Annotated in this window: 13 protein-coding genes and 1 pseudogene; 8 read left to right on the forward strand and 6 right to left on the reverse strand. The window is 75.0% G+C overall.

Going from position 1 to position 14,162, the window contains the following annotated elements:
- The 3 genes and pseudogenes from ACFT55_RS13125 to rfbB all read right to left on the reverse strand — a co-directional run.
- A pseudogene (locus ACFT55_RS13125) lies at window positions 1-190 on the reverse strand (LytR family transcriptional regulator); the annotation flags it as partial.
- Between the two features lie 14 nt (window positions 191-204).
- Entirely contained in the window at window positions 205-1,551 is a 1,347-nt protein-coding gene (locus tag ACFT55_RS13130) for an LCP family protein (RefSeq protein ID WP_380244279.1), read from the reverse strand.
- Window positions 1,552-1,657: 106 nt separating this feature from the next.
- Window positions 1,658-2,653: a dTDP-glucose 4,6-dehydratase gene (gene rfbB / locus ACFT55_RS13135; protein ID WP_380244280.1), complete on the reverse strand. Its 996-nt coding sequence runs from the start codon at window positions 2,651-2,653 to the stop codon at window positions 1,658-1,660.
- 101 nt (window positions 2,654-2,754) lie between these two features.
- Here rfbB and ACFT55_RS13140 point away from each other — a divergent pair, with 101 nt between their 5' ends.
- From ACFT55_RS13140 to ACFT55_RS13155, 4 genes are read left to right on the forward strand one after another with little or no spacing between them, the layout of a single operon-like run.
- The gene (locus ACFT55_RS13140) at window positions 2,755-4,419 is read left to right on the forward strand and encodes a DUF2142 domain-containing protein (RefSeq protein ID WP_380244281.1); all 1,665 of its coding nucleotides are present in this window, start codon (window positions 2,755-2,757) and stop codon (window positions 4,417-4,419) included.
- The gene (locus ACFT55_RS13145) at window positions 4,416-5,501 is read left to right on the forward strand and encodes a glycosyltransferase family 2 protein (protein WP_380244282.1); all 1,086 of its coding nucleotides are present in this window, start codon (window positions 4,416-4,418) and stop codon (window positions 5,499-5,501) included. The genes ACFT55_RS13140 and ACFT55_RS13145 overlap by 4 nt, the downstream gene beginning before the upstream one ends.
- The gene (locus ACFT55_RS13150) at window positions 5,498-6,658 is read left to right on the forward strand and encodes a glycosyltransferase (protein WP_380244283.1); all 1,161 of its coding nucleotides are present in this window, start codon (window positions 5,498-5,500) and stop codon (window positions 6,656-6,658) included. The genes ACFT55_RS13145 and ACFT55_RS13150 overlap by 4 nt, the downstream gene beginning before the upstream one ends.
- Window positions 6,655-7,587 (forward strand): lysylphosphatidylglycerol synthase domain-containing protein, encoded by a 933-nt coding sequence (locus tag ACFT55_RS13155; RefSeq protein WP_380244284.1) that lies wholly within the window; start codon window positions 6,655-6,657, stop codon window positions 7,585-7,587. The genes ACFT55_RS13150 and ACFT55_RS13155 overlap by 4 nt, the downstream gene beginning before the upstream one ends.
- A gap of 46 nt (window positions 7,588-7,633) precedes the next feature.
- Here ACFT55_RS13155 and ACFT55_RS13160 read toward each other — a convergent pair whose 3' ends face one another.
- Window positions 7,634-8,251 (reverse strand): dTDP-4-dehydrorhamnose 3,5-epimerase family protein, encoded by a 618-nt coding sequence (locus tag ACFT55_RS13160; RefSeq protein WP_380244285.1) that lies wholly within the window; start codon window positions 8,249-8,251, stop codon window positions 7,634-7,636.
- Between the two features lie 155 nt (window positions 8,252-8,406).
- On the opposite strand from ACFT55_RS13160, the gene rfbD reads away from it, so the two are divergent.
- Window positions 8,407-9,237 (forward strand): dTDP-4-dehydrorhamnose reductase, encoded by an 831-nt coding sequence (gene rfbD, locus ACFT55_RS13165; protein WP_380244290.1) that lies wholly within the window; start codon window positions 8,407-8,409, stop codon window positions 9,235-9,237.
- Between the two features lie 101 nt (window positions 9,238-9,338).
- The gene (locus tag ACFT55_RS13170) at window positions 9,339-10,097 is read left to right on the forward strand and encodes a class I SAM-dependent methyltransferase (protein WP_380244286.1); all 759 of its coding nucleotides are present in this window, start codon (window positions 9,339-9,341) and stop codon (window positions 10,095-10,097) included.
- Between the two features lie 13 nt (window positions 10,098-10,110).
- On the opposite strand, the gene rfbA is transcribed toward ACFT55_RS13170, so the two are convergent.
- A complete protein-coding gene (gene rfbA, locus ACFT55_RS13175) occupies window positions 10,111-10,974 on the reverse strand; it encodes a glucose-1-phosphate thymidylyltransferase RfbA (RefSeq protein ID WP_380244287.1) in 864 nt (287 codons plus the stop codon).
- Window positions 10,975-11,035: 61 nt separating this feature from the next.
- A complete protein-coding gene (locus ACFT55_RS13180; protein WP_380244288.1) occupies window positions 11,036-11,803 on the reverse strand; it encodes a TIGR03089 family protein in 768 nt (255 codons plus the stop codon).
- Window positions 11,804-11,966: 163 nt separating this feature from the next.
- Between ACFT55_RS13180 and ACFT55_RS13185 the strand changes: the two genes are divergently transcribed.
- Both ACFT55_RS13185 and ACFT55_RS13190 read left to right on the forward strand, forming a co-directional pair.
- Entirely contained in the window at window positions 11,967-12,302 is a 336-nt protein-coding gene (locus tag ACFT55_RS13185; RefSeq protein ID WP_380244291.1) for a WhiB family transcriptional regulator, read from the forward strand.
- Between the two features lie 91 nt (window positions 12,303-12,393).
- On the forward strand, window positions 12,394-14,162 hold a 1,769-nt coding region (locus ACFT55_RS13190), incomplete at its 3' end, for a glycosyltransferase (protein ID WP_380244289.1).

A 14,162-nucleotide genomic window follows, 5' to 3' on the forward strand; every position in this document is an offset into this window, starting at 1 on the left:
AGGACTGGCGGCGGACCCGAGGCTCCACGGGGGCGGCGTCGTCGCGCCGGCCCACGCGGCCGCCGGTGGGCGGCGCGGGCGGGCGGGAGGACCCGCCCACGGGGATGGCGTCGCCGGAGCCGCGAGGGCGGTCGGAGCTGCCGCCGGACGGCGTGAAGCTCGGCGGGATGCGCTGGTCGTCGTTGCTCATGGGGATCCCCGCGCTCAGCCGCAGACCGAGGTGACGTCGGCGCCGGTGAACGCCTCCTTGCCGGCCTCGCGCGTGCGCTTCGGCTCGGGGTCGTCCTGGGTCGTCGCGGCGGTGGCGTCGTCGGTGGCGGCGCCGGTGGCCTCGTCGGTCGGGTCGTCGGTCGCGTCGTCCGTCGTGCCGGTGTCGTCGTCGGACACGGGGGTCGCGCTGCTGTCGCCGGCGCCCTTCGACTTCTTGCCGGTCTTCTCGGTCGTGATCGCGTCGTTGAGGGGCTTGTCGTGCTTGAGGTTCTTCCAGACCGCCTCGGCGTCGTCGGTGAGGATCACGTTCGCCGCGTTGCTCGGGTCGTACATGTTCGGCGCGGTCATGAACGAGATGGTGTCAGGGCGCACGTTGCGCGCGCTGTACGCCAGCCCGGCGAGTCCCTGGATGGAGGCGAAGTTGCTGCTCATCGTCATCGACCCGGTGACGGCGCCGAGGAACTTCAGCGACTTCGCGGGGTCGGCCAGCGTCCCGGCGCTGAGCACCTCGCGGGCGAGGGCGGCCACGAGCTCCTGCTGGCGGCCGATGCGGCCCAGGTCGGAGCCGTCCCCGATGCCGTACCGTGCGCGGGCGTACTTGAGGGCGGTCTTGCCGTCGAGCTCCTGCACGCCGGCGGACAGCTTGAGGTGGTCGGCCTTGGGGTTGTCGATGTCCTCCGGGATGCAGAGCTCGACACCGCCGAGGGCGTTGATCATCTTCTCGAACCCGGCGAAGTCGACGACGACGAAGCCGTCCATCTGCACGTCGGTGATCGTCTCGATCGTCTTCTGGGCGCACAGCGCACCCGACTCGACGTCACCGCCGCTGTTGACCCCCTGCGCGAAGGCGGCGTTGAACTTCACCCCGTACAGGGGTGCGGTCTGACCGCCCGATGACGTCGGGCACGACGGGACGTCGACGGTGGTGTCGCGGGGGAGGGAGAGCATCTCCACCCGCGAGCGGTCGGACGAGATGTGCATGATCATCGTCGTGTCCGAGCGGGCGCCCAGGGTGCCGTCGCCGACGATGTCGGCGTTGTCGCCGCCGCGGCTGTCCGAGCCCATGAGCACGATGTTCAGCGGCATGTCGGCGTTGGGGTCCTTGGGCAGGATCTTCTCGGGCCGGTCGTCGCCGAGCAGCTTGTCCGCGTCGACGGACGTGATGTTGTTGGTGAGCCGGACGGCCGCCGTCGCGCCGCCGACGGCGACGAACGCCAGGACGGCGGTCAGCCCCATCCCCAGGGCGCGCGCGAGCGTGTGCGTGCGCAGGGCGCGTGCGTGCGAGGGCCCCTTGACGGAGTCAGGGGCCGAGGCGACGTGGCGGGGGGTGGTGCGGCTCACGGGAAGCGAGCATAGAGGGTTCGTGTCACGCCGCTGCGGTGCCCGGGAACCGGGACGGTAGAGGAAATGTGTGGGTCGGTCACCGGCCCCGGGCCCGAGGCTGTCGTCACTGGCCGTTCCGGGCGTACCGGGCCTCGACGGCCGCCTTGGCGGGCCGCCACCAGTCCTCGTGCGCGCGGTACCAGTCGACCGTCGCGGCCAGGCCGCTGCGGAAGTCGGTGTAGCGGGGCGCCCACCCGACCTCCTCGCGCAGCTTGGACGCGTCGATCGCGTACCGCAGGTCGTGGCCGGGCCGGTCGGTGACGTGGTCGAAGTCGTCCGCGTCGCGGCCGAACAGCTCGTTCAGCGTCCGCACGACCTGGAGGTTGTTGCGCTGGCCGTCGGCGCCGATCAGGTACGTCTCCCCGATGCGACCGCGCTCGAGGACGGCCCAGACGGCGGAGTTGTGGTCCTCCACGTGGATCCAGTCGCGCACGTTGAGCCCCGCCCCGTACAGGCGCGGCCGCACCCCGTCGATGAGGTTGGTGACCTGACGGGGGATGAACTTCTCCACGTGCTGGTACGGGCCGTAGTTGTTGGAGCAGTTCGAGATCGTCGCCGCCACGCCGAACGACCGCACCCACGCGCGCACCAGCAGGTCCGAGCCTGCCTTCGTCGCCGAGTACGGGCTGGACGGGTTGTACGGCGTCGCGGGCGTGAACGCGTCGTCGCCCTCGAGCGGCAGGTCGCCGTACACCTCGTCGGTCGAGACGTGGTGGAACCGCACGCCGCGACGGCGGACCGCCTCCAGCAGGGTGAACGTGCCGACCAGGTTGGTCTGCACGAACGGCGACGGGTCGGCCAGCGAGTTGTCGTTGTGGGACTCCGCGGCGAAGTGCACGACGACGTCCGCGCCCGCCACCAGCTCGTCCACCAGCGGCGCGTCGGTGATCGACCCCTCGACCAGCTCGACCTGCTCCGCGACCGGCGCCAGCGACGTCCGGTCCCCGGCATAGGTCAGGGCGTCCAGCACCGTCACGCGGGCGTCGGGGCGCTCCCGCACGGTCTGCTGGACGAAGTTCGCGCCGATGAACCCGGCGCCGCCTGTGACGAGGACCCGCATGCGCGGCACCCTACCGGCGGCGCGACGGGCGCGGCAGGGGGCGCGGGGGCGAATCCGGGACCCGCGGCGCCGGTGGCGTCCCGCTCTGGGACACTGAGGTCGTGACGGACACCACGCGGCACGTGCGCCGGGAGCCCGCCCCGCCACCCCTCACGAGCGCCCTGCGACCGGCCCCGCGCGGGTACCGGCGTACCGTCGCGCTGATCACGCTGGCCGTGGCCGGGTGGGCCACCCTGTGGGCCGTCGTCACGCCGCCGTTCCAGGCGCCCGACGAGCAGAACCACCTCAACAGCGTGCTGCGCATCGCGTACGGCGGAGGATGGCCTGCCCCTGGCGACGCCTACCTCGCCCCCGGGGTCGTCGACGCCGTCCACGAGGCCGGCTACCCCTCCGACCCGCCCGGCCGGTGGGTGCACCGTCCCGACGTCCCCCAGTTCGTCGACCTCGTGCCCGTGCCCCGCGACGAGCGCACCCGCCTCGACGCCTCGAACGCGCTGGGCGACGCGACGTCCGGCACGACGGTCGACCAGATGACGCAGCACCCGCCGCTCTACTACGCCCTCGGTGCGGCCGTGCTGCGCGTCACCGGGCTCACCGAGGCGCGCTGGGACGCCCAGATGCTGGCGCTGCGCCTGTTCGACGTCGTCCTGCTGGCGCTCACCGTGCCCCTCGCCGCCGCGACCGCGCGCCGGGTCACCGGCTCGCCGGCAGCCGGCCTGGTCGCCGCCGCGTTCCCCCTCTTCCTGCCGCAGCTCGGGCACATCATGGGCGCGGTGAACAACGACGCGCTCGTCGTGCTCACCTGCGCGGCCGCGACCTGGCTCGCCGCCCGCGTGGTCACCGGCGACCTGCGGTGGCGGGTCGCCGTCGCGATCGGCGTCGTCGTCGGGCTCGGGCTCCTCACCAAGGTGATGGTGGCGTTCGCGCTGCCCACCGTGGGCGTCGCCTACCTGCTCGCGCGCGGCCGGCGGTGGCCCGGCCGGCTGGGGCGTCTCGTCGTCGCCGTCACGGTCGCCGTGGCCGTCGGCGGCTGGTGGTGGGTGCGCAACGTGATCACCCTGGGCGCGGTGCAGCCCGTGGGCATGCCCCGTGACCCGGCCACCGTGGCGCAGGTGCCGGACGCCGAGGTGCCGCGGCTCATCCTGGAGAAGCTCCCGCAGGCGTTCTTCGGGAACCTGTCCTGGCTGGAGGTACGTCTCCCGGGCGCGTGGGTGGTGGCCGGGTCGGTGGTCCTGGTCGCCGTCGTGCTCGCCGCGGTCCTCCTGCCGGGTGCACGGCGCGCGTCGTTCGCGCTCGCCCTGCTGCCCGCCGGGCTCGCCGCCGGGGTGGCGTACAACAGCTGGTCCGCGCACGCCGACACCGGAGGGCTCGTCGCCGTCCAGGGCCGGTACGTGTTCGGCGGGATCGCGGCGCTCGCGGCACTGTTCGCCGTCGCGCTGTGGCAGCTCGTGCGCCGCCAGGACCGGCGCCTCGCCGTCGCCGTACCGGTGGTGACGACGCTCGCGCTCGCAGCCGCGGCCGGAGGCCTGGTGTGGGCGTTCGGCGCGTTCTACCAGGGGCCCGGCGATCCGTTCGGGGCCGCCGTCGACCGCTGGCTCGCCTGGAGCCCGCTCGCGGAGCCCGCCCTGCTCGTCGTGGTCGCGGCGTGCGCGCTCGCGCTCGTGTCCGCGCTGGTCGTCGCGCTCGGGTGGCCCCGTAGACTCGCGGCGTCCGTGGCCCCTGGCGACACGCCGGCGGCCCCCGGTCCCCCGAAGGATGCGCGATGAAGCTGTTCGTCCAGATCCCGTGCCTCGACGAGGCCGGGACGCTCCCGCTCGTGCTCGCGGCCATCCCGCGCGAGGTCGCCGGGTTCGAGAGCGTCGAGGTCCTCGTCGTCGACGACGGCTCCACGGACGGCACCGCCGAGGTGGCGCGCCGGCTGGGCGTGCACCACGTGCTGCGGCACACCAGCACGATGGGGCTGGCGCGGTCGTTCCGCGACGGCGTCGACTACGCCCTCGCGCACGGCGCCGACGTCGTGGTGAACACCGACGGCGACAACCAGTACCCGTCGGAACGGATCGGCGACCTCGTGGCGCCCATCCTGGCCGGAGAGGCCGACATCGTCGTCGCGGACCGCCAGACGGCGACCATCGCGCACTTCTCGCCGTTCAAGAAGCGGATGCAGCGCCTCGGCAGCCGTGTCGTGAGCGCGGCCGCGGGGACGTCGCTGCCCGACGCCGCGAGCGGGTTCCGCGCCTACTCCCGGGGCGCGCTGCTGCGGCTCAACGTGGTGACCGAGTTCAGCTACACCATGGAGACGATCATCCAGGCGGGCAACAAGCGCCTGCGGATCACGAGCCTGCCGATCAGCACCAACCCGAAGACGCGCGAGTCGCGGCTGTTCTCCAACATCTGGCAGCACATGGGCCGTTCCGGGCGCGCGATCCTGCGCTCCTGGATCATGTTCCGACCTCACCTGGTCTTCCTCACGCTCGCCGCACTGTTCTTCGTGGCCGCGGCCGTGCCCGCCGTGCGGTTCCTCGTCTACCTGGCGCGCGGGGACGCCGGTGGCCACGTGCAGTCGCTCGTCTTCGCGGGCGCCATGCTCGTCGGGGCGCTGCTGTGCCTCGCGCTCCTGGTCATCGCGGACCTGCTGCGCACCAACCGCACGCTGGTGGAGGAGACCCTCGAGCGGGTCAAGGCGATCCAGTACGGCGCGCGGCCCGCGTCGCACGCCGTGGTGCCCGACGCCGTCCCCCACGACGTGCACGGCGCCGTCCCCCACGACCTGCGCGACGGGGTGCCCGACGCCGTGCCCGACACCGTGCCGGGCGCCGTGCCCGACGATCAGGACGCGCCCGCGTGATCGTCGCGTTCGGCACGTACGACGCCGCCCGGCACCCCCGGATCGGCGTGCTCGTGGCAGGGCTGCGCGCCCACGGTCACGTCGTGCACGAGCTCGACCGTCCGCTCGGCCTCAGCACGGCGCAGCGGGTGCGGATGCTGCGCGAGCCGTGGCGGCTGCCCGTCCTCCTGGTGCGGCTGCTGCGCTGCTGGGCGCTCCTCGTGGGCGACGCCGTCCGGCACCGGCGCAGGCACGGGCGTCCGGACGCGGTGCTGGTCGGCTACCTCGGACACTTCGACGTCGTGCTCGCCCGGCTGCTCTTCGGACGCACGCCGGTGCTGCTCGACCACCTCGTGTTCGCGGGGGACACGGCCACCGACCGCGGCGCGCGGGGCGCGCGGGTGACGGCGCTGCGGGCGCTCGACCGACTGGCGGTGGCCTGCGCCGACGTCGTGCTGCTCGACACCGCCGAGCACGCGCGCATGCTCGGCGAGCTCGTGCCGTCCCGCGCTCGCCGCGGGCTCGTCGTGCCGGTCGGCGCGCCGCAGGACTGGTTCGACGCCGCGCCCTCCGCCGGCCGGGCGGCCGGTCTCGCCGACGACGGGACCCGGCCGCTGCGACTCGTGTTCTTCGGGCTGTTCACCCCCCTGCAGGGCACGGACGTGCTCGCCGCGGCCCTCGCCCGGGCGCTGCCCCGCGCGGCCGCCGACGGCGCGCAGGGGGGCCGGCGGATCGAGGTCACCCTCGTGGGCGCCGGCCAGGACCTGCCCGCCGCCCGCGCCCTGCTGCGTGACGTCCCCGGCGTGACCTGGCTCGGCTGGGTCGACCCCGCCGAGCTGCCCGGGCTCGTCGCCGCGCACGACGTCTGCCTGGGGATCTTCTCCGCCACCCCCAAGGGGCTCCGCGTCGTGCCGAACAAGGTCTTCCAGGGCCTGGCCGCGGGCTGCGTCGTGGTCACGTCCGACACGGCGCCGCAGCGCCGGCACCTCGGCGACCACGTCGAGCTCGTCCCTCCGGCCGACCCCGCCGCGCTGGCGGGGCGGCTCCTCGCGCTGCGGGACCCGGTGACGCTCGCCGCCGCCCGGGCCCGCGCCGCGTCCGGTCGCGGCCTCGCGCGTCCCGCCGCGGTCGTCGAGCCGCTGGTGCGCCTGCTCGCCTCCCGGGGGGTGCGTCCGTGACGGCCCGCGCCGGCGCGCTGTCCCGGGCGCTCGGCGTGCTGCGCTCGCCCTGGGTGCGGTGGGGTTTCCTCGTCCTCGCGATCGGGCTGGCGGTCTACGCCGTCGTCGCCGCGCGGGACGACCTCGCCCGGGCCGCCGCCGAGCTCTCCTGGCAGCGCGTCCTTGTCGCCCTGCTGCTGTCGCTCGCGTTCGTCCTGTGCACCTTCGTGTCCTGGCGGGTGGTCCTCGCCGACCTCGGGTCGCCCGCAGGCTTCCGTGTCGCGCTGCGCGTCTTCGGCATCAGCCAGCTCGGCAAGTACGTGCCGGGCGGGGTCTGGAACGTGGTCGCCGCCGCCGAGCTCGGGGTCGACCACGGCATCGCGCGCCGCACCTCGGTCACGACGACGGCGGTGGCGACCCTCGTCGGCGTCGTCTCCGGGGCCGTCGTCGGCGTCGTCGCCCTCCCGTTCGTCGCCTCCGGCGCCCTCGGGTCGGCCGGCCCGGTGCTGTGGCTGCTGCCCGCCGTCGCCGTCGTCCTCCTGCCGCCCGTGCTCAACCGGTGCGTGGCCTGGGCCCTGCGTGTCGCCCGCCGGCCTCCGCTGGACCGGCCCCTCGGCTGGCGCGGCCTCGGTGCGGCGACGCTGTGGTCCGTCGCCGGGTGGCTGCTCGCCGGTGCGCAGGTCTGGGTGCTGGCCGTCGGGCTCGGGATGCCCGCCGACGCGCGCGGCGTCGCGCTCGCCGTCGGCGGCTACGCCCTCGCCTGGGTCGTCGGATTCCTCGTCGTCGTGGTGCCCGCCGGTGCAGGCGCGCGCGAGCTGGTGCTGCTCGCGGTCCTCGCCGCCGTGCTGCCGCACGCGGAGGTCCTGCTGCTGGTGCTGGTCAGCCGCGTGCTCGTGACGATCGCCGACCTGGCGATGGCCGGGGCAGGGGCCCTCGCCCGGCCGAGATAGCAGAACTACCTCGGCGCGAGGGGGACTACCTCGGCGGGCGGGGCGGTCAGGCGCGCAGGCTGGCGAGGTAGGCCTGGACCGCGTCGTCGGAGGGCAGGAGTCCCTGCTGCTCCGCCTCGGCGAGCCCGGGGGCGGCGGCGTCCTTGTCGGAGAGCTGCGGCGTGAGGGGCGAGCCGTCGCGGGCGGTCGTCGGCCAGTCGATCCCGACGGCCGGGTCGAGAGGGTGGATCCCGTGCTCGCCGCCGGGGTTGTACCCGGTGGAGCACAGGTAGAGGACGGTCGAGCCGTCCTCCAGCGACAGGAACGCGTGGCCGAGGCCCTCGCCGAGGTAGATCGCGCGGCGGTCGACGTCGTCGAGCAGCACGGAGTCCCACCGCCCGAAGGTCGGCGACCCGACGCGGAGGTCGACGACGACGTCGAGGACGGCGCCCTGGGCGCAGGTCACGTACTTGGCCTGTCCCGGCGGGACGTCGGCGAAGTGTATGCCGCGCAGGACGCCGGCGGCGGACACGGAGCAGTTGGCCTGCTGCAGGTCGAGGGGGTGCCCGACGGCGTCGGCGAACGGCCCGGCCTTGAACCACTCGAGGAAGACCCCGCGCGGGTCGCCGAACTGCTGCGGGGTGATCTCGTAGGCGCCGGGCACTGCCAGCTCGCGGAACCGCACGGGTGGTGCTCCCTCGGGTGTGTCCGTCGGACGCCCGGTCCCGGCCGCCCCCGCCTAGGATCCTAGGCGTGAGCACCGCCGACGCGCAGACCGTCAGCACACCTGCCAGCACACCTGCCAGCACGTCGCCGCCCGCGCGCCGCCGCTGGCTCGTCGTGGGGGCGGGCGGCATGCTCGCCCACGATCTCCTGGACGTGCTGCAGGAGGCGGGCGCCGACGTCGTCGCGGCCCGCCGCGCGGACCTGGACGTCACGGACGCGGCCGTGGCCGCCGCCGTCGTGCGCGACGTCGACGTCGTGGTCAACTGCGCCGCCTGGACCGCCGTCGACGACGCCGAGACCCAGGAGGACGCCGCCTTCCGGGTCAACGCCCTCGGCGCCGCGCACCTGGCCCGCGCCGCGCGGGCGGCGGGCGCACGGGTGGTGCACGTGTCGACGGACTACGTCTTCGACGGGCGTGCCGGCACCCCGTACGCGGAGGGCGCGCCCCTGGCCCCCGTGTCCGCCTACGGCCGCACGAAGGCGGCGGGGGAGTGGGCCGTGCGCGCCGAGGCGCCCGACCACCTGATCGTGCGCACGGCCTGGCTCTACGGCGCCCACGGCGGCTGCTTCCCCCGGACGATGGCGCGGCTCGCGGCCGAGCGCGACGAGCTGACCGTGGTGGACGACCAGGTGGGGCAGCCCACCTGGACCCGGGACCTCGCCGACCTGATCGTGCGCCTCGTCGACGCCGGCGCCCCGGCGGGGACCTATCACGGCACGGCCTCGGGACAGACGTCGTGGTGCGGGTTCACGCGGCGCATCGTGGCGGGCCTCGGCACCAGGACCCGCGTCACCGCCACCACCAGCGACGCCTTCGTGCGCCCCGCACCCCGCCCGGCGTACTCCGTGCTCGGCCACGACGCCCTGCGCGCCGCCGGGGTCGACCCGATCGGCGACTGGGCCGCGCGGTGGGACGTCGCCGCGGCGGACGTGCTGGCAGGCTGACCTCGGCCGGCCCCGAACCCCCGCCCTCGGTGCCGTCAGTGCAGTCCGTGCAGTCAGTGCCGTCAGTGCCGCCAGTGCCGTCGAGTCCGAAGGAGCGTCTCGTGCCCCCTGCCGTCGCCACCCCGCCCCCGCTCACGCTGTACGGCAGCCTGCGGTGGGACGTCGTGGAACCGCTGCTGCCCGGCGCCGCGGGGCGCGTGCTCGAGATCGGCTGCGGCCAGGGGGCCGTCGGCGTCCGCCTGGCCGCGCGGGCCGCCGCGTACACCGGGGTCGAGCTCGACGCCGACAGCGCCCGCACCGCCGAGCAGCGGCTCGTGGACGCCGGAGCGCCGGGCACGGTCGTGCACGGCCCGCTCGACACGCTGCCCGCCGCCGAGCGGTTCGACCTCGTCTGCGCCTTCGAGGTCATCGAGCACATCGACGACGACGCCGCCGCCCTGCGCGAGTGGGTCGCGCGGCTGCGGCCCGGTGGCACGCTCCTGCTCTCCACCCCCGCGTGGCAGCGTCGGTTCGGCCCCATGGACGAGGCCGTCGGCCACTTCCGCCGGTACGACCCGGCCGTCCTCGTCGCGCTCCTGCGGGACGCGGGTCTCCACGACGTCGGCCTGCGCCTGTACGGGGTCCCGCTCGGCTACGCGCTGGAGGCCGCACGCAACCAGGTCGCCCGTCGCCGACCGGGGCTGCGCGACGAGGGCAGCACCGCCGACCGCACGGCCCGCAGCGGCCGCCTCTTCCAGCCGTCGACGGCGGCGCAGGGCACGCTCGTCCGCGCCGCGACCTGGCCGTTCCGCCTCGCCCAGCGGGCGTTCCCCCGCACGGGCACCGGGCTCGTCGCGTGGGGCAGGGCACCGGGCAGCTGACGAGCAGCTCGGGTCAGCGCTCGAGGAGGCCGAGCAGGTACGTGCCGTACCCGGACTTGACCAGCTTCTCGGCGCGCACGCGCAGCTCGTCGTCGGTGAGGAACCCGCGGCGCCAGGCGACCTCCTCGGGCGAGCCGATCTTGAGACCCTGGCGCCGCTCGATCGTGCGGACGTAGTCCGACGCCTCGAGCAAGGAGTCGAAGGTGCCGGTGTCGAGCCACGCGGTGCCGCGGGGCAGCACCTCGACCTGCAGCGTGCCGCGGCGCAGGTACTCGCGGTTGACGTCGGTGATCTCGTACTCGCCGCGGGCGGACGGCTCGAGGTTCCGGGCGATCTCGACGACGTCGTTGTCGTAGAAGTAGAGGCCGGGCACCGCGTAGCTCGACTTCGGCTCGCGCGGCTTCTCCTCGAGCGAGAGGGCGCGGCCGTCGTCGTCGAACTCGACGACGCCGTACGCCGTGGGGTCCGCGACGCGGTAGGCGAAGACGGCGCCGCCCGTGAGGCCGTGGAACCGGGTGAGCTGCCGCCCCAGGCCCGGCCCGTAGAAGATGTTGTCCCCGAGCACGAGGGCGACCGCGTCGTCGCCCACGAAGTCCGCGCCGAGCACGAACGCCTGCGCCAGCCCGTCGGGCTGCACCTGGACGGTGTACTCGATCGACACGCCGAACTCGGAGCCGTCACCCAGCAGGCGCCGGAACTGCTCGGCGTCGTGCGGGGTGGTGATGACGAGGATGTCCCGGATGCCCGCGAGGATCAGCGTGGACAGCGGGTAGTAGATCATCGGCTTGTCGTAGACGGGCACGAGCTGCTTGCTGACGCCGAGCGTGATGGGGTGCAGCCGGGTGCCGCTGCCGCCGGCCAGGATGATGCCGCGCATGGCAGTTCATTGTGCTGCACCTGCCCGGAACCGGCAGGGTGAACTCTGCGGCGACGGGTGCTCAGGCGGTGGGCGTGACGCGCTCGGTGGCCCGCAGCCGGTCGAGCCGCTCCGGGTCGGCGCCGAGCTCGGCCGCGGTCGCCGCGGACAGGAGCACCACGGAGCCGTCGGCGGCCCACGTGGCGAGCAGGTCGCGCAGCAGCTCCCCGAGCGGGCGGTCGCCGTCGACGAGCACGCGCTCGTCCGCCGCCCGCGGGGCGGGCAGCAGGTCGCCGAAGGTGACGGGCCCGGCGCCGGGCGCCTCGAGCGCGACGGCGGCGGTGTCGGTCTCCGGGGCCCAGCCGATGACGTCCCCGTACGTCATGACGGCCGCTGCCGCGTCGACCGTGCCGGGCGGCAGCGCGCCGTCGAACGACCGCGCCAGGGCGGGCAGCGCCACGGCCACGACGTCGGGGGCCCCGGGACCGGACAGGAGGTCGCCCCACGCCTCAGGACGGGAGGTCACGACGACGTCGCCGCCGGCCGCCGGCACGTCGCCGGGGAGCGCCACCGTCGCGCCGGTGCGCCACGCCGCCAGCGCCCACAGGACGCCGCGCCAGTGCGCGGGCACGTCGAGCGTCACGACGGTCCCCGGTGCGGCGTCGAACTCCTCGACGAGGAGGTTGACGGTCTTGTTCACCCAGTTCTGCAGCACGGCCCCGGAGAGCTCCACGCGTTCCCCGCCGTCCCCGTACCAGGTGAGGCGCGGACGACCGGGGTCGGACACGACAAGATCGAGAATCTGCGAGATCGTCGACGGTGTCCGGGGGGCGGCGGGGAGCGGGTTCACGCAGGTCAGCCTACGAGCCGCGGCGCGGCGGCTCCGTCCCCGCATGTGAATGGGCAGTGGAGATCGAGATCACTAGCACATTTCGACTTGACGCCTTCGAAGGACACGCGTGTAATTCCAGGTATGCAGTTTCCGTAAAGAGAACGGCATGGAGGGGCACGCCATGTGGAACTTGCTGGATGGGGACCGGGGGGTCTTCCCGTCTGACGTAGGCCGTGAGCCCGAGCGCGTAGCGCCGGTGCTGCCGTTGTTCGGTGACGCTACGGTCGACGACGAGACTCTCCTCGGGTGGCAGGAACGAGCCCTGTGCGCCCAGACCGACCCGGAGGCCTTCTTTCCCGAGAAGGGCGGGTCCACGCGCGAGGCCAAGAAGGTCTGCACGTCCTGCGAGGTCCGGGCCGAGTGCCTGGACTACGCGCTCGCCAACGACGAGCGTTTCGGCATCTGGGGCGGGCTCTCCGAGCGTGAGCGTCGCAAGCTGAAGCGCCGCGCCGTCTGAGCGCGCGCTGACCGAAGGGATGTCCGGCCCGACACGCACGGGTCGGATATCCCACGACGGGATCGGGGCTCGTCGCATCATGGCGGGCAGGATGACTGCTCCCCACCCGACTCCAGCCCGCCCCGGCGGCGTGGTCGCACCCCCGGGCGCGACCACCGTCGGCGCGCCCGCCACCGCCGCCGGCGACCGGAGGGACGGCACCGCTGCCGCCCCCCTGGTGGTGACCGTGACGGCCGTGGTCGTCACGCGCGGCCGCACCCCCTTCCTCGACGCCACGCTCGACGCGCTCGCCCACCAGGAGCGCGCGGCCGACGAGGTCGTCGTCGTGGACGTCGGTGCCGCGGAGTCGACCGCCCACCCCGACCTGCGCCTCGGCGGCGCCCGCTTCGTCGCGGCGTCGGGGGTCCGCAGCCTCGGCGAGGCGGTCGACCGCGCGAACGCCGTCGTGGGCGTCCCCGAGACCGGCTGGCTGTGGATCCTGCACGACGACTCCGCCCCCGACCCCGACGCCCTGGCCCGCCTGCTGCGCGCGGTGGAGCACTCGAGCGCCGTCGCCGTCGCCGGCTGCAAGCAGCGTCGCTGGCCCGTCGACCCCGACGGGACGCCGGCCGCCGAGGCGAGCATGCTCGTGGAGGTCGGCAGCACGGTGTCGCCGCTCGGCCGGCGGATGACCGGCATCGACGACACGGAGATCGACCAGGGCCAGCACGACGCGCGCGAGGACGTCCTCGCCGTCGGGCTCGCCGGCGCGCTGGTCCGCGCGCACGTGTGGGCTGAGCTGGGTGGTACCGACCCTGAGCTGGGTCCGTTCGGCGACGGGCTGGACCTGTGCCGGCGTGCGCGGCTCGCGGGGCACCGGGTGGTCGTGGTCCCTGACGCGGTCGTGCGGCACGCGCAGGCGTCGCTCCTCGGTCTGCGCGGGCGCCCGAACGCCACCCCGGACCTGGAGACGTCGCGCTACGCGCGCCGCCGCAGCCAGCTGTACCTGCGCCTCGTCGACGCGCCGCTGCCGCTGCTGCCGTTCGTCTGGCTCGCGATCCTGCTGTGGGCGCCGTTCGCGGCCATGTACCGGCTGGCCCTCAAGCGCCCGGCACAGGCCCGCGACGAGCTCGTCGCCGCGGTGGTGACCGCGCTGCGCCTGGTGCCCCTGTACCGGGCTCGCCGGCGCGCCGCCCGTACCCGGCGGTTGCCCCGGCGGGTCCTCGCCCCGCTGCTCGGCACCTGGCGGCAGGTGCTCGCCGAGCGCCGGGACGCCCGCCTGGCCCGGGCCGAGGCGCAGCGCGCCCGCTGGGCACCCACGGACCTGGAGCGCGCGGACCTGCGCCGGCTCGCCCGCACGCGGCGCGTCGTCCTGGGCGTCGTCCTGGTGGCCGTGGTGGCTCTCGACGTCGCGCTCTTCGGGCCGTGGCAGGGCGTGCTCGCCGACGGCGGCCGGGTCGTGGGCGGCGGGCTGCTCCCGGCCCCCGGGAGCGTCGGGGACGTCTGGGAGGCGGCGACGTCCGGCTGGGTGCGCGACGGGCTGGGGGTGCGCGCGGCCGCGGACCCGCTGCTCGTGCCGCTGACGGCGTTCGCCGTGCTGGCCGGTGGCGGGCTCCAGACGGCGGTGAACGCCGTGGTGGTGGCCGCGCTGCCGCTGGCCGCGCTCGGCGGCTGGTTCGCGGCCGGCTCGCTGACGCGCTCGGTCGTCGTGCGCGCCGTGGCCGCCCTGGCCTGGGCGGCGGCGCCCGGGTTCCTCGCGTCGCTGGGCTCGGGCCGGCTGGGCGCCGTCGTCGTGCAGACCAGGGCGACCGGTCGGAGCAACGAGTTCCACCCCGCGTTCGCCGACGCCCGCCACACCGCCGTACGCCATCCGTACTGGAC

Origin of the sequence: Isoptericola sp. NPDC057191 (assembly GCF_042670225.1) — a bacterium.
Taxonomy (GTDB): Bacteria; Actinomycetota; Actinomycetes; order Actinomycetales; family Cellulomonadaceae; genus Isoptericola.

Coding starts and splice junctions, on each gene's coding strand:
- rfbB (WP_380244280.1), bottom strand. CDS start 2,653: ATGCGGGTCCTCGTCACAGGCGGCGCCGGGTTCATCGGCGCGAACTTC.
- ACFT55_RS13145 (WP_380244282.1), top strand. CDS start 4,416: ATGAAGCTGTTCGTCCAGATCCCGTGCCTCGACGAGGCCGGGACGCTC.
- rfbA (WP_380244287.1), bottom strand. CDS start 10,974: ATGCGCGGCATCATCCTGGCCGGCGGCAGCGGCACCCGGCTGCACCCC.
- ACFT55_RS13185 (WP_380244291.1), top strand. CDS start 11,967: ATGTGGAACTTGCTGGATGGGGACCGGGGGGTCTTCCCGTCTGACGTA.